This window comes from Proteus vulgaris (assembly GCF_016239305.1).
GTDB lineage: Bacteria > Pseudomonadota > Gammaproteobacteria > Enterobacterales > Enterobacteriaceae > Proteus > Proteus vulgaris_C.
Genome location: NZ_JAEHOQ010000005.1, coordinates 74,307 through 100,861, shown reverse-complemented (window position 1 = coordinate 100,861; position 26,555 = coordinate 74,307). Strand labels below are relative to the sequence as shown.

The window sequence follows — 26,555 nt, the reverse complement described above, 5'->3', positions numbered from 1 at the left end:
AGTTATACTCAAGTTAATCAATATCAAGTAGTTACTATTCATGGGCTGATCTTTATCGACGATCATAACCCTAGAAAGCCAATGAGTGAAAATACGGTAAACAACGCATTACGAGTGATGGGTTATGACACTAAGACCGAAGTCTGTGGACATGGTTTCAGAACAATGGCATGTAGCTCGTTGATTGAGTCAGGGCTATGGTCGAAGGATGCAGTAGAAAGACAAATGAGCCACCAAGAACGCAACTCAGTGAGAGCGGCTTATATTCATAAGGCAGAGCATATAGAGGAAAGGCGGCTGATGGTGCAGTGGTGGGTAGATTATCTGGATGCGAATAGGGAGAGGGAGATTTCGCTTTTTAGTTTTGCTAAGTTGAGTATGGGCTGGTTAAAAGGGATTCTGGAAGGTATGCATCTAGCATGCCTCATTTTTTTGCTAATTTTGATATTTGTAGGTGTATAACTCAGCCAAAAAATTCTATTAATTGCTCTAGTAATCTGTGAATGCTAAGGTACTTTCATCTTTGTTTTCTAACAGTTTGACTTAACTGCTTTGCTTCCTGCGAGACTGAGCAGAACATGGAAGACGCATGAATAAATCCAACTTCGATTTCCTGAAAGGCGTTAATGACTTCATTTATACTATTGCCTGCGCAGCAGAAAATAACTACCCAGATGACCCCAACACTACACTTATAAAAATGCGCATGTTTGGCGAAGCTACAGCCAAACACCTGGGTATGTTATTGGATATACCCCCTTGCGATAACCAGCACGACCTTCTGCGTGAACTGGGCAAGATCCCCTTCGTTGATGATAGCATACTCTCAATTTTTCATAAGCTACGCCGCATCGGTAACCAAGCTGTCCATGAATATCATAATGATCTGGATGATGCGCAGATGTGTCTGCGGTTTGGTTTTCGTTTGAGTGTTTGGTACTACCGTCTGGTAACTAAAGATTATGACTTCGCGCTTCCAGTATTTGTTCTGCCTGAAAGGGGGGAGAGTCTCTATCATCAGGAAGTTTTGGTACTCAAGCAGCAACTGGAGCAACAGGCAAAAGAAAAAGTACAAAGCCAGGCCGAGATAAATGCTCAGCAGCAAAAAATGATTGTGCTGAATGGCTATATTGCCATTCTCGAAGGCAAACAGCATGAAACAGAAGAACAGTCCAAAGCGCGAGTTTCTGCTCTGGAAGCACAGCTAGCGACAAAAAATGCAGAGCTGGCGAAGCAAACTGAGCAGGAACGGAAGGCCTATCATAAAGAGATAACCAACCAAGCAATAAAACGTACGCTGGATCTGAGTGAAGAGGAAAGTCGTTTCCTGATCGATGCTCAACTGCGTAAAGCTAAATGGCAAGCTGACAGTAAAACATTACGTTTTTCTAAAGGTGCTCGCCCTGAGCTTGGTGTAAATAAGGCGATTGCTGAATGGCCAACCGGTAAAGATGAAAATGGTAATCCAGGCTTTGCAGATTATGTATTGTTTGTCGGACTCAAACCTATTGCCGTCATTGAAGCCAAACGTAAAAATACCGATGTTTCTGGCAAACTTCCTGAATCATATCGCTATAGTAAATACTTTGACAATGCCTACCTGCGTGAAGTGCTACTTGAGGACAATTCACTTGATGAGGTTCACGAAGCAGTTCCAGAGTATGAAGTTAGTTGGAAGGACACCAGCGGTAGTCAGCGATTCAAAATTCCCTTCTGCTATTCGACCAATGGGCGTGAATACCGGGTGGCGATAAAAACAAAAAGTGGTATTTGGTATCGTGATGTTCGTCATCCAGCCAATATGCCAAAAGCCCTACCAGAGTGGCATCAGCCGGAAGAACTTATGGCTATGTTGGGCGGAGACCCCCAGAAGCAAAATCAATGGTTTGCTGATAATCCGAGTATGAGCGAATTGGGGCTTCGCTACTATCAGGAAGATGCTGTTCGCGCGGTAGAGAATGCGATTGTTGCAGGGCAACAAGAAATTCTTCTGGCCATGGCAACTGGTACCGGGAAAACCCGTACTGCTATCGCACTAATGTTTCGCCTGATCCAGTCCCAGCGCTTTAAACGAGTGTTATTCCTTGTTGACCGCCGCTCACTCGGTGAACAGGCTTTGGGGGCATTTGAAGATACACGTATCAACGGGGACACTTTTAACAGTATTTTCGACATCAAAGGTCTGACGGATAAATTCCCTGAAGACAGCACTAAAATTCATGTTGCTACAGTCCAATCACTGGTTAAACGAACTCTACAGTCAGACGAACCGATGCCGGTGGGGCGTTATGATTGCATCGTGGTGGACGAAGCACATCGTGGCTATATTCTAGATAAAGAGCAGACCGAAGGCGAGTTGCAGTTCCGCAGCCAGCTAGATTATGTATCTGCCTATCGTCGTATTCTCGACCATTTCGATGCGGTAAAAATTGCCCTTACCGCCACTCCAGCCATACATACAGTCGATATCTTCGGCGAACCTGTTTATCGTTATACCTACCGTACTGCAGTGATCGATGGTTATCTTATCGATCAGGAACCACCGATTAAAATCACTACTCGCAATGCCCAGGACGGTGTGTATTTGGCGAAAGGTGAACAAGTGGAACGTCTGAACCCACAAGGTGAAGTGATCAACGACACACTGGCAGACGATCAGGATTTTGAAGTTGCAGATTTTAACCGAGGTTTGGTTATCCCTGCTTTTAATCGTGCAGTTTGTGGTGAGCTTACTAAATACCTGGACCCAAAGGGACAGCAAAAAACACTGATTTTTTGTGTCACCAATAGCCATGCAGATATGGTAGTAGAAGAGTTACGTACAGCATTAAAAAAACAGCATCCGCAGTTGGAACATGATGCAATCATCAAGATCACGGGCGATTCCGACAAAGACCCGAAGAAAGTGCAGACGATGATCACACGCTTCAATAAAGAGCGTTTGCCAAATATTGTCGTCACAGTTGATCTGCTGAGCACCGGCGTAGATATCCCGTCGATCTGTAACATCGTGTTCCTGCGTAAGGTAAAAAGCCGCATCCTTTACGAGCAAATGAAAGGTCGTGCTACTCGTCTTTGTCCTGCGGTGGGGAAAACTAGCTTCAAGATTTTCGACTGTGTGGATATATACAATACTCTGGAAAGTGTAGACACGATGCGCCCGGTGGTGATACGCCCTAAGGTTGAACTAAAAACGCTGGTCAACGAAATCACCGACTCTGAAACGTATAAAATTACCGAAGCGGATGGTCGTAGCTACGCCGAGCACAGCCATGAACAGTTGATTGCCAAACTGCAGCGTATTATCAGCCTAGCAATGTATAACCGAGATCGCAGCGAAGTAGTAGATAAGCAAGTACGCCGTCTGGATGAACTCTGTCAGGATACTGTTGGAGTCGGTTTCGGTAGTTTTGCAATGTGCTTACGTGAAAAGGGGCCACAGTGGAGTGCAGAAGTATTTAACAAGCTACCGGGATTTATCGCCCGGTTAGAAAAATTGAAGGCTGATATTAATGCCCTGCGCGATGCGCCTATCTTCCTCGATATTGATGACGAAGTGATCAGTGTGAAATCCTTATACGGAGATTACGATACGCCACAGGACTTCCTGGAAGCGTTTGATGAACTGGTAAAACGAGCCCCTAATGCTCAGCCCGCGCTTCAGGCCGTCATCAATCACCCAAGGGATCTCACCCGCAAAGGGCTCGTTGAACTTCAGGAATGGTTTGACCGGCAGCACTTCGAAGAATCGTCACTACGTAGCGCGTGGAAAGAGACACGTAATGAGGACATCGCCGCAAGACTTATTGGCCATATCCGTCGTGCTGCTGTTGGCGATGCGTTAAAACCGTTTGATGAACGAGTCGATCATGCTTTGGCGCGGATTAAAGGCGAAAACGACTGGAACAGCGAGCAGAAGGGCTGGCTCGACCGTCTAGCTACCGCATTGAAAGAGAAAATCGTGCTTGATGACGATGTGTTCAAAACTGGTAATTTCCACCGTCGTGGCGGTAAGGTAATGCTACAACGTACCTTTGATGATGGTCTTGATGGCGTGCTGGATAAATTCAGTGATTACATTTGGGACCAGCAGGCCTGACGCGTTATCATCTATGGTAATTAAATCTTTTGCGGTCCTAAATGAGGGCTGCTGCTTTTTAGGGAATTAAACATGAATAATAACGATCTGGTTGCTAAGTTATGGAAACTTTGTGACAACTTGCGCGACGGCGGTGTTTCTTATCAAAACTATGTCAACGAGCTCGCCTCGCTACTATTTTTGAAAATGTGTAAAGAGACCGGTCAGGAAGCGGAATATCTGCCAGAAGGTTACCGTTGGGACAACCTAAAATCCCGTATTGGTCAGGAGCAATTACAGTTCTACCGTAACCTACTGGTGCACTTGGGCGCAGATGAACAGCAGCTCGTACAAGCGGTGTTCCAGAACGTTAATACCACTATTACCCAACCTAAACAGTTGACAGAGCTGGTCAGCAATATGGATTCACTTGACTGGTATAACGGCAGTAATGGCAAATCTCGCGATGACTTCGGCGATATGTACGAAGGGCTGTTGCAGAAGAATGCCAACGAAACTAAATCCGGTGCAGGCCAGTACTTTACCCCACGTCCGTTGATTAAAACTATTGTTCATCTGCTGAAGCCACAGCCACGTGAAATCGTTCAGGATCCAGCAGCGGGTACGGCAGGTTTTTTGATTGAAGCTGACCGTTATGTAAAATCACAGACTAACGATCTGGACGATCTTGACGGCGACACCCAGGATTTCCAAATTCATCGTGCCTTTATCGGCCTTGAGCTGGTACCGGGTACCCGTCGTCTGGCGCTGATGAACTGTCTGTTACACGATATTGAAGGCAATCTTGAACACGGCGGTGCTATTCGCTTGGGTAACACGCTGGGGAGTGACGGCGAAAATCTGCCAAAAGCGCACATTGTCGCCACCAACCCCCCGTTTGGTAGCGCGGCAGGCACCAATATTACCCGCACCTTTGTTCACCCAACCAGCAACAAGCAGCTGTGCTTTATGCAGCACATTATCGAAACATTGCATCCCGGCGGCCGTGCAGCAGTGGTTGTGCCAGATAACGTGTTGTTTGAAGGCGGTAAGGGTACCGATATCCGTCGTGACCTGATGGAAAAGTGCCATTTGCACACCATTCTGCGTCTACCGACAGGTATTTTTTATGCTCAGGGTGTAAAAACCAACGTGTTATTCTTTACTAAAGGTACGGTGGCAAATCCTAACCAGGATAAGAACTGTACTGATGACATCTGGGTGTATGACCTGCGTACCAATATGCCAAGCTTTGGCAAGCGCACACCATTTACCGAGCAGCATCTGCAGCCGTTCGAAACCGTCTACGGTGAAGACCCGCACGGCTTAAGCCCGCGTACCGAGGGTGAGTGGAGCTTTAATGCCGAAGAGAGTGATATCGCCGACAGCGAAGAGAACAAGAATACTGACCAGCACCAAGCCACCAGCCGTTGGCGCAAGTTCAGCCGCGAGTGGATCCATACCACCAAATCTGATTCGCTGGATATCTCTTGGCTAAAGGACAAGGACAGCATCGATGCCGATAATCTGCCTGAGCCGGATGTGTTAGCGGCAGAAGCAATGACCGAGCTAGTACAAGCGATGGGAGAGCTGGATGCGCTGATGCGCGAGCTGGGTGCTGACGATGAAGCTGATGCCCAGCGCCAGTTGCTGAACGAAGCATTTGGTGAGGTGAAGGTATGACCAATTTTGCATTTCCACCAAACTGGGAAAAAGTGGAACTTAGCGATATTGCAATATTTCAGAATGGGTATGCTTTCAAAAGCTCAACCTATTCTGATGCAGGCGATTTTGTTATCCGTATAGGTAATGTACAAGATACAGGCATCAATCTGAATAATCCTGCTTACGTAAATGCCACGAAACTAAATGTAGAGAAATTCAGATTAAGTAAAGACGATATACTCATGTCGCTAACTGGTAATGTAGGTAGAACAGCAATTATAAAAGAAGAACATCTACCAGCCGTTTTAAATCAACGTGTAGCAAGAGTTATTTTTTCCTCTTTGATGGAAGGAAAATTTAATTTTTATTTACTGCGTTCAAGCATTGTTCAATCAGATTTATTAAAGTGTGCAAAAGGTGCAGCACAACTAAATATAAGTACAAAAGATATAGATAAAATTATCGTTGGTATTCCATCGATTAAAGAGCAAAAAATCATCGTTGAAAAACTCGATACTCTGCTGGCGCAGGTAGACAGCACCAAAGCACGACTTGAGCAAATTCCACAAATCCTGAAACGTTTTCGGCAGGCGGTGCTGGGTACTGCATTAAGTGGATTGCTGATTGGTATAAATAAACGACAACATCATCCATTGTGTAGTGAATGGCAATGGCCAGATATTCCATCAACCTGGAGGGTTCATAAATACTCTGAACTTGTTGATAGCAGGCTTGGGAAAATGCTTGATAAAGCTAAAAACATTGGTTCTGCAACAAAATATCTTGGGAATATAAATGTTCGCTGGTTTGATTTTGATTTGGAAAATCTTCAGAAGATATTGGTGTCAGATGTAGAGCGTAAAGAATTATCGCTCAGTTCTGGCGATGTTTTAATATGTGAGGGTGGTGAGCCAGGACGATGCGCTATATGGAATGAACTGCAGGAGACACCTGTTATTTTTCAAAAAGCTTTACATCGAGCAAGGGTAAAAGAAAAAATTATTCCTGAATGGTTAGCTTATAACTTGAAAAATGATTCAAATAATCTCAGTTTATCTCAGCTTTTTACAGGAACTACAATTAAGCATCTTACTGGAAAAGCGCTGGCAAATTATCCAATTAGAGTTCCTCCATTAGTGGAGCAACAAGAAATCGTCCGCCGTGTCGAACAACTCTTCGCCTACGCCGATACCATCGAAAAACAGGTTAACAACGCTTTAATCCGCGTAAATAACCTCACTCAGTCGATCCTAGCAAAAGCGTTCCGTGGCGAACTTACTGCCCAATGGCGCGCAGAAAATCCAGATCTGATCAGTGGTGAAAATAGCGCGACAGCCTTGTTAGAAAAAATTAAGGCCGAACGCGTCGCTAGCGGTAGTAAAAAAGCCTCGCGTAAAAAGAAATAACAGACAAACGCTCCCGACAATGCGTCGGGAGCAATAATCCCTTAAGGTTCCATCACTTCAACGACTACGTCTGTTGACCAGTTTTCCTCGCTATTAATCACTTTTCCTTCTATACAAGCTTTCGCCATTTTGTGGAGCTGAGAAGTAACATCATCATTAAAGTCAAAACTGCGCCAGACATATGGGAAGTCGATACGCCAGTAGCCCATTCCCTGATCAAAGCGGATCTGCAGAACCTGACCATTGTCAAAATTCACCATCAATTTGCGATGGTGTGGAATATCTCGTGAGTAGTCGAATACAGTTATGTCAGCCGTCTTACCCATTGATGCTACAAACCACTGATCAGCAAAATCCTGAAAATCAGCTTCACTCATCCAGTCATGGAACGGGCGATTTCCTGGTCGATCTTTGTTTTTGAATAAGGTATCAATTGCTACTTTTGCATCTTTGGTCATTAATGTTTTTAGTGGCTTAAGTAAAGCGCTGAGTAGCGCCAGCGCCACCGGGTTTTGCAGATAGCGATCGGTATAGTGAATATGTGTAATCTGATTTGTCGTCATCAGGTTTTGCACTTTTTCATGGCCCTCTATAAGTACATCCCAGAAGCGTTGGCCAAACTGTGAAAACGGCCCATTCAGCTCTTTATGAATTTGAAGGTCTTTCACCAAATCACTGAAGTTTGCTGTAAGTTCTGGCAGTATAAACTCACGCAGTTCGGCAGGTTTATAGCATTGGCTACGAACCACCACTTCACCACTCTGATGCCAGTGTGGACCCGGTACCGTTGCTTGCTGACTATGTGATGCCAGTGTTATAACACGATCGGCGAAAGTGATCTGCGCCACAATAGGGAATGACACTTTCTGTTCGGTATGGCACAACCTCACCTCAATAGCTGTAAACTGTGCCAGTTCGCGCAACACTTCCGGATCATCAATATCCTCTGGAATGACAATCTCAACCGCGACATTGTCTTTTAACCGGTAGTTTAGGATTGCCGTGCGGAACTGGCGAGCATATAAATCCCACTCGTTGAGTGGTCCGTTCATCCACAGAGTGAGTTTATCGGCACCTTCGTTAATTGTGCGACGTACGGCATCTTCGATAGTACCAGGGCAATACTGCGCATCGGGTAGCGAGAACTTCTCTTCGTCTGGCAAACCAATATAGTAGCTGAAATCATCCCCCAGCCAGTCCAGTGCCGCTTTACGATCCAAGTGGTCATGATCGTGACGCGTTTGCGAATCAAGTAAACAATCACTACAGGCGGTATCGCAGTGGGTACACCCTAGTTGTTTGACCATTCCCAGCAGTATAGCTTCGATATGTAATGGTGCACTGGAAGCGAAGCCTGCACCGCCGCTAATGACGTCGTAAAGCTGAACGGCCAGGACTGATCCCTCGTTCTCTAGCCTAACAGGACGCACTGCATAGCCCAGCTCTGCTACAGAAATGCCCAGTGCATCTGCGAGTGCCCGTCGTAATGCAACTGTTAGAGTCATAGCTATAATACGCCCTTCTTCTGAGCCATCTGGGATATACTCACCGTCCTGTGGGCGACGTAAAATCAGTTCAAATACATCAGTGCGAGCTAATGCCCCTAATGTAACTTTTGTATTTAATGCGGTAGAACCAGGACAAATAACTCTCTGATTCTGGCTGTCGCGATCGGCTTTTCCTGGGCGTGGTGGATAATGCGCTTCCATTGATTTTGGTACGTCTTTTTCACTTATCATCGATTCCGCACGACCGCAGCTCAGACACAGAGCATAACCATGTCCGCCTTCGCCCATACTCTGCTGGAACACATGGCCATTAGTGCCTGAAGCCATAAATCCCATCTCTGGGTTTGGTAGTGGCAAGCGTTCAGCCTTAACAAATACCCAGGCCGGAACTACAGGGATAAACTTCATCGTTTCAATGTTGTTCGTTACTGAATCATAAGCATCTGTGACAAACCCTGCAGGTTGCAACACTTGACGTGTGTTGTCACGAGTAATTCGCTCACCACAGTCACCATTGGTACAAAATAATTCTACAGAGCTACCAATACCTTCTTCATAGCCTAACGTACCACATTTCTGGCACCGCCAGGCACGGTCTAACCGTTGGGCTTCATTAGTATCTGCATTGATATTGTGCCAGTGTAATGATACACCAGCAGAACGGAACACTCTTCCGTCTAGAATGATTTCCGCTCCTGGCGCATATTCGCGAATGGCAACAGACAAGTTGCGTGAAGGCAGTCCTTTATAACGTGAAACGTTATCTTCACGATCACCCTTGTTACGACTTTTATGTGTTTTTTCGCGGATATAGTCTTCCATAGTGAAGTTATCAAAGTTCACAACATCTGTCGGGAAACCATAGCCAGGTAGGAAGGTTCGCGCTGCCAGGTCGCGCAACAGATATTCATCACAATGCCGTTTTTTCTCTAGCTCTAGGCGCTTACGATATGGAGTATTTGGCTGTGATTCCTTTTTCTGTTTCACTAGATCGTGGTAGATTTCTAGCCAACGCTTTTGTAATCCTGTAATTGCATGGAAAGTTTTTTCTCGTAATAATTCCGCTCGTGCGCCATGCAGAGCTGTACCGTTTACCAGGCACTCAAGCGCATCATCAATTTTAAGGGTAGGGCGTTCAAGCCAAATCTTAAAGCTGTTACATACAGACTGCCCAAACTCTTCACCAAAGAACCACTCACTATTCAGATTGGTTTTTTCTTTCTCAGTTTCTCCTACTACATGACATAAATATTCTGACAGTAGTAGCGAATTAACATGGCGTTGCACCAAACGTTCTGAGTTCATTGCCACCATCGGTGCGGGGATCACTGTCTCAAATGGCCATAGTGGATTGGCGAAAACCTGTTGGTCGTGTGGGTTTCCTTTACACAGAGTGTAGGAGATTGCGCGGGATTCTTTACTACGTCCGGCTCGCCCTGCACGTTGTAAATAGTTTGCCGGATGAGGAGGGACGTTATTCATCACTACTGCGGAAATACCGCCAATATCCACACCCATTTCCATGGTGGTGGAACAGTTAAGGACGTTAAGCTGACCGTTTTTAAACATCTTTTCGTAACTTTGTAGGCGATCAGCTGATTGCTGTGCTGAATGCTCAGCAGTACGGTAGTAAAAGCCGCCCTCCACCACACGGTCGTTAATATCCGTCCAGAGGTTTTGCGAACGTAAATGATCCACAAGTGGATCTTGTGCTACCCATTCCCGGACTTGTGCTAACCCTTCGGCATAATCCAACTGTGAATGGTCGTGTTTCCAGACTTCAGGTAGTATCACTTCTTGTGCCATATAGGTGCTATATTGTGCATTAGTTAGGTGTTCAAACTGGATATGTCTAGGTAGGTAAGGAGTTAGTCCTTTGAAAGTAGTATCCAACAATTTATTGGTAACAGGACAAATATTCGCCTTTTGAATCAATGAGAATGTCAGATGTTCTTTCGGCAAGTAAAAGCGGTTACCGTCAGGTTTTAACACAGCCAGAGGGCCGGTTAATTGGAGCCAAGCCTCTTTCAACCATGCGTTAACTATATCGATGGTAATCGTATTTACGGTTCTGAATTTTGCCGCGAGTATTAGTAACTTAACCAAACGATGGGTGGTATTGCCGTGACGGATTTGGGGCCAACGTTTGACTTGGTTATCGTCAGGATCTTTCGATTCAGGATTGCGTACAAATTTTGCAGAAAAACGGCTACCAATCCAGTTCTTCAGTTCTAAATCCAGTTGAATGAAGTTGTTTTCTCTGACATAAAAATCCAGTGCGACTTTCAGAAAATCACGCCAATCATCCAAAGTTAGCCCTTGTTCATGCCAGTGAATAGGGAGTTTATGTAGCTTTTCTAACCCTTGATAACTAATCTGCACCAGCCCTTGTGTTTCAAGGCTGTTGGTTCGTTTCGGACGGCGCATAAATTCACGAAATAGAAGCATCTCTGAAAGCTTCAGCGGTCCACTGTTCTCAGTGAAAATCTCAGGTTTAAGATAATGGTTGTACTGCAGAATCGAGCCTTTGATATCCGCCTTATCTTTAAGCTCATTAATCATCTCCTGCCAAGTCAGTGAAGTTAAAATAGTATTAACTTTGCCACCTGTTGTTTTTTGTATGATTTGTTCAATACGTTCTGCTTTTTCTTCTGAGAGAATTGCCTCTTCCAGCAAACCCCAGTCACGAAATTTTTTTGCTTCATCTCTGGCCAGTGTCGCCATCTCTTCTAGTTTTGTTACATCAGCTTGATCGTTAGGTGTATTTATAGTCTGTTTTCTCTGATGCCAAGAAAGTATCTCCACTACACTACCACGCAAACGACTACGTTCAGCTTCTTGCTGCATCCTTACTGCCATCCGTGCTGTTCCCTGGCGGCTATCGGTAAAGGTAATTAGTCGTCGTCCTCGTCCTGGCAATGATAATGGGCCTACACCTTTTTTGCCTTCACCGCTGGCGAAATCCTGGCAGTATTCCAACACTGTTGGCACAATATTCGTGACATAAAAAGGACCTCCTAGCAATGCGCGTCTAAAGGGGGACTGACCTTTCCCGCCTTTATAGCCACAATTGCTAGCACTACAAATTTGTTCATTTTCGTTTATTGCTAAAGGAAGACTGTCTTTGTGAACAACGCCAATGCTCCGGGTATTACGATCGAGCCGCTGAATTATATATCCGAGCTCAGCATTGCATTCCGGCGCAATAATTTGTGGAGATTGAAAGTCATGTTCTTTTTGAACTTTTTCTCCCGATGTTTCAAAGTCATCAGGGATATCATCGTGAAGCGAGAATTCATCTCCACCTTTATTATCCCACTGTATGAGCTTCCCTTTTTTATCCTTCGCCAACAGATGCGGTTCGTTACATTCATTACAGAACGCAAGTTCAAAAACAGGGCTACCACACTGGCAGCTTTGTCGTTGATTCACATACACGTAGCCAAAAGGCCAGTTTTCTTCCAGTGCAGTGTTATGCTTCGCTGAACAATCTTTATCTGCGCAGGCCCATATACCTTGGGTATTACGTTGAAAAATATGCGCTCTTACTTTGAGAAAAGCAGGCTCTTGCTCGTTGGGACTTGTGCCCGTACAGAGATCGATCCAGCGTAAAACTTCTTGTTGCGTGTAATGATTTTTTGTCAGCTCGTTTAAGCGTTTTGTCATTACATCTAGTTTCATTGGGTGAGGTTGGCTGACTAGCATCTCGCGTATATAGCGGGCTTCTGGGGAATGTGTTAATGCACTATAACGCTCAAGGCTAATTCCTTCGTTATCGGAGTCTGGAATTTGTTCAAGCTCATCAAGTGTAACTGGATAATTTTTGCATGTATCAAGTTCCGGAATAACGCGATTACCTCCCAAAACATCTATACGTTCTTGTGGTATTCCTGACAGTTCTGATAAGAATTTTTTTAACTGCTTTTCTGAATCGCTTCCGGCAATGGTGGCTGACGTTGCAACAAAACGAATATCATCAGGCGTGACACCGAACGCAGTCATTACACGGCGAAGTTGTAGGGCTAGCTCAGCTGCTTGAGACCCTACATAAGTATGCGCTTCATCTAGAACTATCCAGCGCAATGATTTTTTTGATTTCGATTGCTGAATTATTGGAGCATCAACCTGACGAACCATCATGTATTCCAGCATGGTACCGTTTGTTACTAGTATTGGTGCTGGCTCTTCGCGCATTTTCTCTCGTGATAAAACTTCATTAGGCTTGTTTGCCTGTTCGCTTTTTACCGAGGCATGCAATTCTTCTGTGTTGCCGTTATATAGGCAGTATCGAATCCCTGAGCCAAATCCACTGGTCCATGCATCTAGACGTTCACGTTGCGAATTAATCAGAGCATTCAATGGATAAAGGAATAATGCTCTTACTCCTACTAGCGGTTGATTGTCGCTATCGCGTAACTCTCGATAAAGATCCTCTAGAACTGGCACCATAAAGCATTCTGTTTTACCGGAGCCTGTCCCGCTGGTAACAACAACCGAATGCTTTTTCTCAAGTAATGATCCCCAGCTAGCCAACTGATGAGTAAAAGGTTTCCAATTGGCGCCAAAACGATATCGCCCATTTTTTTCACTATCTAGAGAGTCAACTACCTCTTTGCTCAGCAATAATTTCTCTGTAGCTAGTGTTCTCATGGTGTAGTTTGATTCTTCCCAGCCAAATGTTTGCTCAAATACTGGAGATGCAAGGAAAGAACCTACTGTGCCACAATCAGCCCCCATCTGCTGGGCAAGATGCTCCCGGAGTTGAGGATTTGTAACTCCCATGATGCTAAGTGTCGCTTCTGTTGAGCGAGAGAGTGATTGTTCAATAAGTGAAGAAAAATAGCGTGTAGTCATTCTTGTCCCTTTTTATTTTTCGGCAATATTACGCAATAAGCTGTATTGGAAAATGGCGTTAAACCAACGCGAATCAAAATCTCTGACTTGTCTTAAGAAAAAAACGGTACTTGGTTCATTGCCAAAAACACTTTCAAATGTTGTTTCGCCACTGGCGACAGCGGCACAAAATACGGGTAACCAGGCAACGGAATAGCGGTATTCTGTATCGGGAGAGACATCAATTGCGGAGTCTGTTTGCGACAGGATCCAGTTGTAAAGACGAGAACCACCATATTCAGGCCAACGTGATTCACTATGCTCACGCAGAAGATCCTGATACCAATCCTGAACAATTTCTCTCATCATCGAATGAGGTATTGAACGTGGTTGTTTGCCTAAACTTAACCACTCCTGCACTTCATTGGCATAGGTAGGAAAAATAGTTCCCAATTGCTGATACATTTTATTCAGCAATTTTTTCTGCATTTCTTCCGGTGCCCCTTTATGGGCTAGGAAGGCTTGAAATATTTCTGCTGCGTTTTTAATCTCAAGAATGGGTAAAAATTCCCAGAAAATAGGAAATTCATTTTCAATACGGTTGAGATATTCAACAGACATTTCAAATTTAAACAACGACATTGCTAACGCTTGCGGATGTTGAACAAGCGCTCTCCATATTTCGAAGGTAGCCAGAGGTAAATATCCGTACTGTTCATATAAACTTCGTAGGAACTGCCAGCCTGAATGCGCTGGGCTACTAGCCATTTGGTCAAGAACCAAGGTGATTGTATTTACGTCTGAACGGGGGTTAAAAAGCTGAGTCGCTTTTTGCATAGATTGGATGGCGTTAACTTCAGTCTGTAAGGGGGGCTCGCCACGAATAAAACATGGTCGAAATGCGGTTTCTTCACCTTTTCTGGGAACTACCAGCCAAGGCCCATTCTTCTGTATTACCGAACTCAGCTCAAATTCACCAACAGGTACACCCTCGCTCATTCGTGAAGTGAGAGAAACAGGTTTTCTTTCAGGCTCACTCAGTAGCATGATGACTGGTGATGGGATCAGCTCAGAGCGAGCAGTCATTGAGTTGCTAAAAAGAACCTGCCTTTCATAATCGTAGTTAAGGCTGTATTTATATCGTCGAATTTGCCAGGTATGTATACTTCCAGAGCCATCTATACGCATTTCCACAACTTGGTCAATGCCAGTTTCCAGAGATAGTAAGTTCTCAATATGTTCTCTTAGACTATACAAATTGAGTTCAACCGGACGTTCGCCTGCGGTATAACGCCATTCATGCCACGCTTGCTGTCTCGCTCTGGACATTAAACGTAGTTCAAGGCGGAATCTTGCTGGTTCGCCATTTCGTCCAAAGAGGAATGTTCTGGTTCCCAACAGGTCATTAATAGTTATATTTTTAGGTAGGAGTTGACCATTAACATCTAGAACTAGGCAGCCCTTAGTCGGGAAAGGTAGAATAATTTCAATGGGATTACCAGCAAGATTAGGCGTCACCTGTAATACTAAAGAGGTTGGTGGCACCCCCTCCGCTTTAATCATTATTTCCGTTTTATTTACTGATTTTTTGCGTCCAACTTCGAGCTCTTTATCTTTTAATCTATACCAACAAGAGTGTTGGGTAGAAATAATTATTACACCCTCGTTTGCCTGTTCTCTGCTTTTAATTTCTAGTTGAAAATCTGAAGGTAAAATCCCTATCTTTCGGCGTAATAGCGTTTCATTATTTTCATTTCGAATCGAAATATAATGCGCTCCCATCGTTTCATGTAAATCACATCCGTTAATATTTTTACCACTTAGGAAACGTTCATAACGAATACTCTGTGCTATGGCAAATTTGTGAATGACTTTGGGTATGCCAACAAATGTTTCATAGGGGCTGCATGGCCAGGCGAACTGATTACCTTGTAAAGCTAAATAGGTATGTTTAACCTGTTCCCGACCGGTTTGAATTCGATACGTTTCATTACCTTCAAAAACGACGTCCTGACGTCCTTTTATAGACAATGTAGGATATCCCAGCGCTTGAGTATTAGAAGAGTAATCATCATGATTCGAAGCTAGATGACCTTCCGCAGGAAGAATGATGAGTACGTCACTTTTACGTACACTACAGGAAGCCTGACCTTGTAATAACCAGCCACTTTTGTCACTTACGAATGTTAAAGGAATATCTCCAACTGCAATTTCTCCTCCATCCAGCTTGATCGTGCCGACAATGATGCCTCCAGCTCGAGCCACTAATGATAAGCTTGCTGTTGGTTGCTGTCTGACAAAACGAATTTCGCTCTTGCGAAGCCTCACAGTCGCCTGCATTTTCTCAAGGCTAGCATATGCAGGCCCCAGACTGGCTACTTCTTCATTATCTTCATAAACAGCGAGTTCAAAACGAGTCGTTGATGGCTCACTTGAAATAGCAAACATTAACTCATTAGGAAGGAAAATATGTGCATGAATCTCATCAGGATGTTGTTCTGACCAAAAAAAATTACAACTAGTTGTTCTATTTTTTTGTAATCGAGGTTTAGTTTCAACAGTGGCGGTGCGCAAAAGACCATTAAGGAAACTGGTGCCAGTTTCATCATCTAGGGGCATTGGGAAACTATCTCGCCATTTAGGATGAGCACGGTCAAGTTCTTTGACGGGCTCTAAATGATTACTGAGTTCGTAAGTCTGAACAAGAGAGATAAGCTGATCTGCCATACTACTAATAAGTTCAACTGATGTGTCTTCCTTGAAAACTGTTGGAAGCTGTGACTTATCGACAACTATTTGCACTAAGGATAAAGCTGAATATCCTGATGAATGAGATTGGCCGTACTGATTAAGAATTTGAGAAAAAACAGAGTGGAAACGGCTATCTGATTCTTTCAATAGCTTGAAGGGCAGGCCGCCTTCACTAAATAGAGATCCTAAAAAGTTACGCCGTTCTGAATCATAGAAACGAACAGGGCGTCCCCAGTAGCCTTCAAGACCTTTTGGTACAATATGACTCAGTTCCGAAGCGGATAGAGATAAACCAAGAGCTTTATAGATAGGCTCCCAACTCCAGCCATGAATTCGTTCGTACTCCCTTCGATACCATTCTGCGCAAAATAGTGTAAAGCATGCTGCGTAACTTTTATCGTTTTTAAGTCCTTCAGCCTGCCCGACATTGCAAAGTAACCGCTTTAGTTCTTCATACTCATCACTAGTTGCATGGTATTCAAATAACGGGCGACTATCTGTTATTTTCAATCCACGGTGGGTTAGAAATTTAGTTAGCCAAGAAGTACACTTAATTAGATAAATGTATTCTGATCTACTCACAACAAACCTCTCGTTAATTAGAATTTAGCATAAGGTTTAAATATAATACTTAAAAAATATTAAACATTACTAAATTAACATAACAAGCAACTGATGAGATGGAGTAAATCACATTTTTGTGGATTATCAAGGATAGATCACTATCTTCGTGGTTATTCATTACTGTAGTAGTCATTTAAAACAGAAAGTGAGGTGATGTGTGAACGTTTCTATCAACTGAGGGATTTTGCTTCACAACACCTTGAAGCGGACGCCATCTTCTACTTGATTGATTAATCTATTTTACGCATTTTACGCTTTCCTCCCGCCCCTATATTCACCCCATTTTCCTTATCTCTGTCTGCATTATCTCACTGTATGTAACGTATTTATCCAACCAAATAAATTATTTAAGGAATTGATGATGAGTCGATTAGCCTCACACTTTGGACGTGCCAACAGTATTCGTCGAGAGCATACCAAGCATATGTTACGCCTACGTCGTCATGACCAAATTACAGGAATACAAGTGCCTGAAATTATCCTCTTAAATAGCCATGATGGTTCAAGCAGTTATCAAATGTTACCGGGGCTATTTAGAGCGGTGTGTCAAAATGGGCTAGTGTGCGGAGATACCTTTGGTGAAGTGCGTGTACCACACAAAGGTGATGTGGTAGGTAAAGTGATTGAAGGGGCTTATGAAGTATTAGAGACCTTTGATGCTGTCGCTGAAAAGCGAGAACAAATGCAATCGTTATTGTTACCGCCACCAGCACAGCAAGCCTTAGCGCAAGCTGCACTTACGTATCGTTATGGCGAGGAGCATCAACCAATTACTGAGGACCAAGTATTACAACCTCGTCGTTGGGAAGATAAAAAAGACGATCTCTGGACGGTATATCAACGTTTTCAGGAGAATTTAATTAAAGGAGGGTTATCAGGCAGGAATTCAAAAGGTAAGCGAGCTCGCACACGTTCGGTGAATGGTATTGATGGCGATATCAAATTGAATAAAGCGCTGTGGGTAATGACAGAAAAGATGTATGAGTATATTGACAAATGAAGCTCCATTGAGTGTTTAGGGAGGGTATAATGTGGGTAGAGACTAGGGCTCTACCCTATATTAACGCCGTCCTAAAGATTCTAATGTCCATATCATTTTTAAATAAAATAATAAAATGATCACAGCTGAAATAAATATACTCCAATTGAATAATGTATCTTCTTTTAATTCTGAGGCTAAATAAATACCATAGGCTACAATAATATAATCAGAAATGATTAAGAGTCGTCTTGCAAGAATTAATCGCTTTGAATAATGGTAATTCGTGGTATAACGTTTTTTTATTTCAAAATAGGCTATTACCCCTAATAAAGCAAAAAAATAGTAAGCAATATAGGGGATCATTTCATAATATCCCCATTAGTGTGATACTTCTGCTCATTCCCTTTATCATCAGTACATTTGTAGTAAGAATTGTTTTCATCATTGTTTGAAATCACAATGTAAAGTTCACAGTTCTCAACAATATCTTTTACATTAGTAATGCTTTGTGGTTCAGCAACAACCATCATCACATTATTAGAGTCTTGGTCTAGAAGAAAAGCATTCTGAATGTCATCTTTTATTTTGAATAAATTGATAGTATCACTAAGTATTTCAATACTTAAAAGTTTATCACTCATTTGTTTGTATGCTTTTTCTAAATCTTGTCGCGCGTACTCTTTAATAAATAGATTTTTCTTTGGATCACCAAATTCATTTAGTTTTGGGACGAGTTTTAGCTTACCATGCACAGATATTCCTAAATCTATAAGGTCATAAATAAGATTTCCAACAGACTCATTAAAACCAAGCTCTTTAGCAGCTATTTGATAACCTTTTCTTAGTGGCCCATGAATATCGTCTCGTCCTTCTACTAAACCTTCTATACCCTCGTAAATACCATTAGCGCCATGTGCAATTAAAGGAGCTCCGATAATACAGCCAAGCCCTGTTCCACATAATGCACCACCAGCCCACACCATGCCTGCACCACCAAAAATTGAAAGACCATTAGTTAACCAGTTTAGTGATTGTTCCAGTAAGCTTTTCTCTTCCTGTTTTAACTCAGCAGAACCTTGTTCATAACTTTTTTGGCCAGATTCAACTTGATCAACAATAAGATAAGCAAAAGCTTCTACTTGGCTTTGGAAGGCATTTTTTATGTCAGGATAATAGAGATGTTTTTCACAAAGCTCATCTGCACAATCAATCAGGTGTTGTGCATCAATTCTAATTTTGTTGCTGTCATTGGCAATAATAGGAGGAGCATAATGATTACTTGGTTGGCTAATTGGTTGCTGAATAGGAGCCTCGGTAGCTACAGGGCTATATGCGCGAGACATCGGTTCATCTTCTTTACTGTAGCAATCTGTGATGGAGTTTATTAGTCTTGCTTTACACGGACAGGAGCTGAAGCTATCCAGTGTCCCAGCCATCATTCTACCATTACTCCATACGTTGCTAACGCCACCAAGTATGTTGTATGTTCCCGAGTGTTTGCCACAGGTGACTATGTCGCCTTGACGTGCAGCAGACCTTCCATAAAATTGAAAGGTATAATCACCCGTTAAAATCTGACCACCACAGGTTGTTTTATCACCAACTCGTAAAAAATATCCTATAGCCATGGCTGTCCCTAAACGTAATTGAACTTAAGTTAAATGTTATTGTTGACCAGTGTTAAGGCATTGACAAGTTATTTTTAACAATTACTAAGGGTTACAATAGATAAGAGTAGAGTATTGACGTTATTAATAATATCCAATGAAAATGATAAAGATGCTATTATGGCAACAGCTTATGTAAGAGGGGGGATGGTGCTAATTAATCTAGTTTTCAAACCCCAAACTACTGGGTATACATTTAAGTATACAAAAAATTATCTATAAATTTATAATCAATAAAAACAACGCATTGCCTATAAAAAGCGAGTCCGGCCTTCGCACCAAAAAATCAGACGCTAACAGCGTCTTTTTTTATGCTTAAATTTTATGATTTTTAAGGTTTTCCTTTCTTCTTAACCTTTCTAGTTATACTCAAGTTAATCAATATCAGAACTTGCTATTTGCTATGGTATGTTGTTGATATCTCTAGATTAGATAATAGTTTGTACCAACAGATAATGATGGTATGCACTTGATGGTACATACCAACGGCTCAAAATATTGGCGTTTACAGTATCGCTTTGGCGGTAAGTAAAAAATGTTGGCTCTGGGTGTTTACCCGGATATTTCACTTGCAGAGGCCAGAGAGAAAAGAGATGCCGCCAGAAAGTTAATTGCTAATGGATTTGATCCAAGCGAAAAACGCAAAGAAGTTAAAGAAGAGCAGCAAAAGGAATTTAATACCTTTGAGAAAGTTGCTCGTGATTGGCACGCAACAAATAAGAAGTGGTCTGAAGGCCATAGCCATAGAGTTCTCAAAAGCCTTGAGGACAATATCTTTTCTACTATTGGTAAACGCAATATTGCCGAACTAAAAACTCGCGACCTACTTGAACCCATTAGAGCCGTAGAGATGTCTGGACGTCTTTGTGTGGCAGCACGTTTACAACAACGTGTGACAGCCATAATGCGTTATGCCGTACAAAGTGGTTTAATCGATTATAACCCGGCACAAGATATGGCGGGCGCAGTTGCCACTGGTAAACGAGCCCATAGAGCCGCGTTAGAGCTTAAACGCCTACCTGAGTTCTTACAACGCATCGATGATTATAAGGGAAGGCCTTTAACTAAACTTGCAGTCAAGCTTACCTTGCTAGTCTTCATTCGTTCCAGTGAACTACGCTTTGCTCGTTGGGATGAAATCGATTTTGAAAATGCCATGTGGACGATCCCTGCAGAACGCGAAGCGATAGAAGGGGTTAAGCACTCACATCGCGGATCAAAAATGCGTACTCCTCATTTAGTACCACTAAGCCGACAAGCCATTGAGACCTTAAAACAGATCTACCAATTCAGCGGTAATCACGAACTGATCTTTATCGACGATCATAACCCTAGAAAGCCAATGAGTGAAAATACGGTAAACAACGCATTACGAGTGATGGTTTATGACACTAAGACCGAAGTCTGTGGACATGGTTTCAGAACAATGGCATGTAGCTCGTTGATTGAGTCAGGGCTATGGTCGAAGGATGCAGTAGAAAGACAAATGAGCCACCAAGAACGCAACTCAGTGAGAGCGGCTTATATTCATAAAGCAGAGCATATCGAGGAACGGCGACTGATGGTGCAATGGTGGGCTGATTATCTGGATGCGAATAGGGAGAGGGGTATTTCACCGTTTAGTTTTGCAAAATCAAGTAATTCAATAAAGGCAATTTAAATGGGGGTATTGAGTTACTGGGGTATAAAAGAAAGCTGACAGGACATGGCTTCCGCCACACAATGAGCACTATTTTGCATGAGAAAGGATATAACGCGGTATGGATTGAAACTCAGCTCGCGCATATCGATAAGAACGGGATCCGTGGTACGTATAATCATGCTCAATATATGGATGGGCGCAGGGAAATGATGCAGTGGTATGCGGATTATATGGATGAGTTGGAGGGGAGTTTGGGTAATGTGTTGAGTATAAATTTTAAATAATAGTAACCATCTTTACGTCTAGACGTAAAGATGGTTAATGTGGAATTATTTTTTATACGTTTTAGTGATATTTTGGTCTACACATAGTGTATATAGGAAGAATACAGGATTATATAAGTGAATGTGAGGTATTGTTACAGGTGTAGGCGGATCACATGGAAAGCTTGATAAAATGTATTAAGTCATTAGTGTTTTGATTTATTGTGATTTTATTTTTAATTTTATACTCAACAGTGTGCTTATTTAGAACAAGACACCACCAAAATAGTGCTGATAACATTCTTCTAAGTAAGTTAAAAGAACATTAAGATTAACATCATTATAATCGGGCATGTAGGCTGTATAAAATAAGTACGCATCAATAATCATCCCCCTTCATCTATTTATTTATCGACGATGTACCGTTAGATAATGACTTGTTGCAATAACAGTTTATTTCCATTTTGATGAATTATCAGGGCGGGCATCAGAGCGTCACTAGCCAAAGTGAGTGTTACGCTATGCCTCGCTAAACCGCCTATGCCCAAAAATATGTTTGAGTCATAAAAATGCTCAGAAAGACAACGCATATTTTGTTGAACATAGTGCGGAATACATTCTCCTTTATTACTCTCGTTCATATTACTGTGCCAAAGAGCGGTTAATTGAGGACCACTTAATTGAAATTCACATTGTGTCTTTAATGCATCAGCAAAAGTGTCTCTCTCTGTGGCTATTGGGCGTAGAAGTTTTGCTTTAATCGGGGACTTTAGTTGTTCATAAAGCCCTTGAGGGGCAAGCAATAGGCTCGTGGCTTCTTCGCTGGCCGTCGGATCTAACTGAAACGTTAATATCGCGTATACTTTAGGCTCAAAAGAATTTTCATACAACGCTAATAGCCATTCATTGAACGACGCGTAGGGCAACATTTCGACAGTATCTAGCGGTAATGATAAGTGTACCGCTTCTTGTTGAATAAGCGCTTGCCAATCAGTCTTTTGTTCTTCTACTTGCCAATATAATGTTAGTGGTACAGTCAGATTGTATTGATGATAATACTCTGCAATTGGAGTCAATAATTTTTGTACCACCCTTTCTTGTTTTTCCCATAAAGAACATGACGTTAATTGTTCGAGCTTGAGGATATTGCCCTTATTGGGAGTCAATGAAGATAAAGGCCCATCTTCTTTTCTCTCTTCATCAATATGCGTTAATCGAGCATGCGTTAATAACCCAAGATGCTTACCCGCCCAGTGACGCCACTTTTGTCTAGCATCATCAAGTATGTCGGTAAAAAGTTGATGACGATAAGAGGCAAAAGAATAAATAAAGAGTCGGATTAAACCCGTTAATAACGTGGGACAAAGCGCAAAGACAACGATTAGCATGGTGTTATTTATTGTGGGTGATAGTATTTCACTTATGGATAAATAAAGGCCGAGTGCAAATCCAATTGCTCCCATAATAATCATGATAAATAACCAACGTATAAAACGAGGAGGTTTAGGGGCGGGTGGGGGCGTTAAGGAAGGGATTTTCCAACTTATCATGATTGTTCACCTGACGATGATAAGCTAGCAATCAGCGTACAACCACATTCAGTTTGAAAACCATTGAGTGCAACTTGACGCCCTGACATTATCATTCGCGTTGAACCGGGTAAAATAGCGTTTATTCCATGTCCTTGCTTAGGGCAATTTACCTTATCGCCGACAAGTGCTATCGGTTTACCGTACATGATGGAACCCGATGCAGTAATCACTTCACCGCCATGGGTTGTCTTATCACCTAAACGAATAATCGCGCGCATACTCACATCCTTTTATTGGCTTATCTGTTGTTTTTTATACTCAAAAGTACCGTCCCATTCGGGGAGTTCAGCAGGAGGAAGAGGGACGATTTTATCGATATCGGGGAATTTGGCGTTGGGGTGTTCATCTATTTCGTCACTAATCAAATCATAACGGCGAGACCGTTCTAAGTCGATTTGCTGTCCTAAATAATCTGGATTTGTAGGATCAGCTGTTTTAAAAGCATCCACTAATTGAAAAGCACTTAGGGAATTACCTTGTTTTGCCGCTTCATGAAAGTAGCCTAGTCCTTTGGAATAGTCTTTATCTATCATTGAATAACTCATTCCTAACCAATAAGACGCATCTTTAAATCCCTGTTCTGATGCGCAAGCAAGCATCGCACGTCCTAAATCTAGGCGATATAATTCAGGGACTCTTCCATCCATAAACTTTTGCCCTATCACATATTGTCCATCCGGATTGCCCATCACGGCGGCTTTTAACATATAACTAAAGGCGGCTCCTTTATCCTGCTCTACGCCATAGCCTCTTTCTAAATAAGTCCCCATAATGTAATAACCAAAGGGAATATTCATTTGAATTAAGTGCTCGACTAATTCGATAACTTCATCAGTTCGATATTTACCCACGGAAGGTTCAATATCCCCTTCAGCTATCATAAGTTGCAGATTACCTATCGCTTTATAATGGCCTTTTTCAGCAGCTTGGCGATATAGCTGCGCTATTTGATTAAAATTGGGATTATCCTGTTTACTTAATTGCACCGCCTGTTTAAACCAGCTGTCTGCTTGTGGATCTAACGGTGGAAAAACATCTTTTTCATGAACACAGGTAAATTGAAAGTTTTTAAGGTTATCATGCATTTGTTTTTTTGCTCCACAGCCTGAAATTTGCGTCAGCATTACAGTAATAAATAAAAGAATAATATTGGATTTAATTACTCTTGTTTTTTCCATGAGGTATTCTCATCTAAAAATTGAATTAACGGATGATAAGGTGATAATGGTGGAGTACTTTTCTGATTAATACGGTTTTTATTAACAATTTTATTCCATTTTTTAAATTCCTGCTTTAGACTACTATTCACATCCCCAGTATGAAGTCGCCATAAAAATTCCCGCATCTGTTTAATTATTCCTACGGCATCGGTATCTTGTATATTAATATTTAATTCGCTATCAAATCGCATACTGCGATAATTAATATTGCTCGATCCTAATGTCATAAAGACATCATCCACCATTAATACTTTGCTATGCACATAAGTCGGTTGCCAAAGAGATTTTTGTGTTATATCTGGATTAGTCGACACTAATGTGCAAATAATCGTATTTAAGTCCGGTATTCTTTTTTCTATCATTTCATTTTTTTATCTTCAGATAATTTGTCTTTCTTAAAAAAATTAGGACACAGATCAGGATACTTTAATTTTTTTAGCATATCGTAAGTCGTAAAACTCCCCACTTTCATTTCTTCAAGTGCCGTGGTATTTGTCACCACAAATAAATACAGGGGTAAATGATATCCTTCTGCTTTTCTCTTTTTTACTGCCTCTGTTAATGTTTTTACAAAAGGTGAATAACGGAAATATTGATTTTCCATATAAATATAATTGCGAGCAGTCGATATTGCTTGTTGATAGACTTTTTCAACATCACTTACTGACAAGTTATGGTATTCGAGCAAGTATGGGCGATGTCGGAGCCTGTTGGGATAACGCCGTTGTTGAACGATTTTTTGGCAGTTTAAAACATGATTGGGTACTTAAAATCCCACAGCCGACTCGGAAACAGATGAAAGAGGAGATTATCGCTTATATGCGCTATTACAACCTAGAATGGCTTCATACTGCCAACGGTGATCTGTCAGCCATTGAGTATGAACAAAATTCCTTAAGAAAAGTGTCCTAATTTTGTTGTGCAGAACAATGCGGCAGTTTGCGAGTGAAAAGGACATCGCCTATTGGTTTACTGAGTCATTAACGAACCTGAGCAAACGGTTCAATGCGGGCGAACGATACCGGTGAGGGCGCTCCCCCATCAATTCGATATGATAGTTGCTATCTTATCTTTTTATGAATGAGAAATAACAATATTAGCAAAATAGGTGTGCTAAAAATAACATAAGCTATTGCAGTATCATGATACTCTCGCAAACTCTCTACGAAAGCGCGCCAAACGGTAATTGGATCATCATTACCTATCACAGTATAGTTGTATGTAAAGCTTGAACTAAACCCAAAGTCAAAGATGGCTAAGCCTAAATAAAATAACAAAATCAAAAGAATAGTCAAAAACCACCTTAAAAAAGTTTTATTTATCATAAGTACTACCTAAGACCCCTCCACCCATTTCTCCACCATCAAAACTTGTTGCCTCTCCGCCTATTTTCGCTGACGATGTGGCAAATTCAAAAAATTGAATCATAGTCCCTTTATCTGATGGCGTCAGATTGTCGATATTTGGATACTGTTTATGGAAGTCACTTGTTACTTCAATGACATCAAGCTTCTTAAAATTATTTTTCTTGCCATCCAAATAATTTTGGAATGAAACAGGTACTGTGAACGCCTCTTCTCGTTCGATCGGATACTGCGTTCTCATTGGTGTATAACTGTCTTCAAATATCCGTGTGCCAGATTGCTTTAACCCCTTTACAGTATGGGTTGTACAATTATTGCCTGAGACATCATAAATATCTATAGACCTGCCGTTTCTACGGGTCAATTCACCTGCTTTTTCAGGAAGGTTGGGGATGCTGCCTGATTTCCAAAGGTTATTAAAATACGTTTCTGTTTTGTCTGTATCTGCATCCGTTATTTTAAAAACCCTTGCATTCGTAATGTATAATTCATCTCTGATATATTTTCGAGCGTCTTCACCTGTCATATATAGCAGTATTCCATCACCCGTTAAAATCTGACCACCACAGGTTGTTTTATCGCCAACTCGTAAAAAATATCCTATAGCCATGGCTGTCCCTAAACGTAATTGAACTTAAGTTAAATGTTATTGTTGACCAGTGTTAAGGCATTAACAAGTTATTTTTAACAATTACCAAGGGTTACAATAGATAAGAGTAGAGTATTGACGTTATTAATAATATCCAATGAAAATGATAAAGATGCTATTATGGCAACAGCTTATGTAAGAGGGGGGATGGTGCTAATTAATTTAGTTTTCAAACCTCAAACCACTGAGTATACATTTAAGTATACAAAAAATTATCTTTAAATTTATACCAAACAAAAACAATATATTGCCTATAAAATGCGAGTCCGGCCTTCGCGCCAAAAATCAGACGCTAACAGCGTCTTTTTTTA

At 41.9% G+C, this 26,555-nt stretch carries 13 protein-coding genes and 7 pseudogenes; 10 read left to right on the top strand and 10 right to left on the bottom strand.

Annotated elements, in window-relative coordinates:
* Positions 1 to 45 precede the first annotated feature (45 nt).
* From JEP40_RS05105 to JEP40_RS05090, 5 genes and pseudogenes are all read left to right on the top strand, one after another.
* Positions 46 to 378 (top strand): annotated as a pseudogene (locus JEP40_RS05105) (tyrosine-type recombinase/integrase); the annotation flags it as partial.
* A gap of 211 nt (positions 379 to 589) precedes the next feature.
* Complete coding sequence (gene hsdR / locus JEP40_RS05100) at positions 590 to 4,099, top strand: type I restriction-modification system endonuclease (RefSeq protein ID WP_198622729.1); 3,510 nt, start codon at positions 590 to 592, stop codon at positions 4,097 to 4,099.
* 72 nt (positions 4,100 to 4,171) lie between these two features.
* A complete protein-coding gene (locus tag JEP40_RS05095) occupies positions 4,172 to 5,761 on the top strand; it encodes an N-6 DNA methylase (protein WP_198622728.1) in 1,590 nt (529 codons plus the stop codon).
* Positions 5,758 to 6,249, top strand: a pseudogene (locus JEP40_RS19250) (restriction endonuclease subunit S); the annotation flags it as partial. The gene JEP40_RS05095 and the pseudogene JEP40_RS19250, both read left to right, overlap by 4 nt.
* A pseudogene (locus JEP40_RS05090) lies at positions 6,226 to 7,149 on the top strand (restriction endonuclease subunit S); the annotation flags it as partial. The pseudogenes JEP40_RS19250 and JEP40_RS05090, both read left to right, overlap by 24 nt.
* A gap of 41 nt (positions 7,150 to 7,190) precedes the next feature.
* On the opposite strand, the gene JEP40_RS05085 reads toward JEP40_RS05090, so the two are convergent.
* Positions 7,191 to 13,511, bottom strand: coding sequence for a DEAD/DEAH box helicase (locus tag JEP40_RS05085; RefSeq protein ID WP_198622726.1), 6,321 nt, complete (start codon positions 13,509 to 13,511; stop codon positions 7,191 to 7,193).
* Between the two features lie 12 nt (positions 13,512 to 13,523).
* Complete coding sequence (locus tag JEP40_RS05080) at positions 13,524 to 16,823, bottom strand: STY4851/ECs_5259 family protein (RefSeq protein WP_198622725.1); 3,300 nt, start codon at positions 16,821 to 16,823, stop codon at positions 13,524 to 13,526.
* 171 nt (positions 16,824 to 16,994) lie between these two features.
* Here JEP40_RS05080 and JEP40_RS05075 point away from each other — a divergent pair.
* A pseudogene (locus JEP40_RS05075) lies at positions 16,995 to 17,099 on the top strand (antirestriction protein); the annotation flags it as partial.
* A gap of 124 nt (positions 17,100 to 17,223) precedes the next feature.
* Positions 17,224 to 17,865 carry a DUF932 domain-containing protein gene (locus tag JEP40_RS05070; protein ID WP_420094337.1) on the top strand — a complete coding sequence of 214 codons (642 nt, stop codon included), beginning with the start codon at positions 17,224 to 17,226 and terminating at the stop codon, positions 17,863 to 17,865.
* A 60-nt stretch (positions 17,866 to 17,925) separates the two neighbouring features.
* Here JEP40_RS05070 and JEP40_RS05065 read toward each other — a convergent pair whose 3' ends face one another.
* Positions 17,926 to 18,210, bottom strand: coding sequence for a hypothetical protein (locus JEP40_RS05065; protein WP_198622724.1), 285 nt, complete (start codon positions 18,208 to 18,210; stop codon positions 17,926 to 17,928).
* The gene (locus JEP40_RS05060) at positions 18,207 to 19,475 is read right to left on the bottom strand and encodes a DUF4225 domain-containing protein (RefSeq protein WP_198622723.1); all 1,269 of its coding nucleotides are present in this window, start codon (positions 19,473 to 19,475) and stop codon (positions 18,207 to 18,209) included. Before JEP40_RS05060 ends, JEP40_RS05065 begins: the two co-directional genes overlap by 4 nt.
* A gap of 487 nt (positions 19,476 to 19,962) precedes the next feature.
* Here JEP40_RS05060 and JEP40_RS05055 point away from each other — a divergent pair.
* Positions 19,963 to 21,174: pseudogene (locus tag JEP40_RS05055) on the top strand (tyrosine-type recombinase/integrase); the annotation flags it as partial.
* Positions 21,174 to 21,440: pseudogene (locus JEP40_RS05050) on the top strand (tyrosine-type recombinase/integrase); the annotation flags it as partial. The pseudogenes JEP40_RS05055 and JEP40_RS05050, both read left to right, overlap by 1 nt.
* Positions 21,441 to 21,844: 404 nt before the next feature.
* On the opposite strand, the gene JEP40_RS05045 reads toward JEP40_RS05050, so the two are convergent.
* From JEP40_RS05045 to JEP40_RS05025, 5 genes are read right to left on the bottom strand one after another with little or no spacing between them, the layout of a single operon-like run.
* The gene (locus tag JEP40_RS05045) at positions 21,845 to 22,969 is read right to left on the bottom strand and encodes a hypothetical protein (protein WP_198622722.1); all 1,125 of its coding nucleotides are present in this window, start codon (positions 22,967 to 22,969) and stop codon (positions 21,845 to 21,847) included.
* Complete coding sequence (locus JEP40_RS05040; RefSeq protein ID WP_109395218.1) at positions 22,966 to 23,229, bottom strand: PAAR domain-containing protein; 264 nt, start codon at positions 23,227 to 23,229, stop codon at positions 22,966 to 22,968. The genes JEP40_RS05045 and JEP40_RS05040 overlap by 4 nt, the downstream gene beginning before the upstream one ends.
* 12 nt (positions 23,230 to 23,241) lie before the next feature.
* On the bottom strand, positions 23,242 to 24,189 hold the full coding sequence (locus JEP40_RS05035; RefSeq protein WP_232799157.1) for a DUF6396 domain-containing protein: 948 nt from the start codon (positions 24,187 to 24,189) through the stop codon (positions 23,242 to 23,244).
* Complete coding sequence (locus JEP40_RS05030; RefSeq protein WP_198622721.1) at positions 24,171 to 24,593, bottom strand: phospholipase D-like domain-containing protein; 423 nt, start codon at positions 24,591 to 24,593, stop codon at positions 24,171 to 24,173. The genes JEP40_RS05035 and JEP40_RS05030 overlap by 19 nt, the downstream gene beginning before the upstream one ends.
* Complete coding sequence (locus JEP40_RS05025; RefSeq protein WP_198622720.1) at positions 24,590 to 24,835, bottom strand: hypothetical protein; 246 nt, start codon at positions 24,833 to 24,835, stop codon at positions 24,590 to 24,592. The genes JEP40_RS05030 and JEP40_RS05025 overlap by 4 nt, the downstream gene beginning before the upstream one ends.
* Before the next feature lie 56 nt (positions 24,836 to 24,891).
* Between JEP40_RS05025 and JEP40_RS05020 the strand changes: the two are divergent.
* A pseudogene (locus JEP40_RS05020) lies at positions 24,892 to 25,143 on the top strand (integrase core domain-containing protein); the annotation flags it as partial.
* A 402-nt stretch (positions 25,144 to 25,545) separates the two neighbouring features.
* Here JEP40_RS05020 and JEP40_RS05015 read toward each other — a convergent pair.
* On the bottom strand, positions 25,546 to 26,205 hold the full coding sequence (locus JEP40_RS05015) for a hypothetical protein (RefSeq protein WP_198622719.1): 660 nt from the start codon (positions 26,203 to 26,205) through the stop codon (positions 25,546 to 25,548).
* Between the last annotated feature and the right edge of the window lie 350 nt (positions 26,206 to 26,555).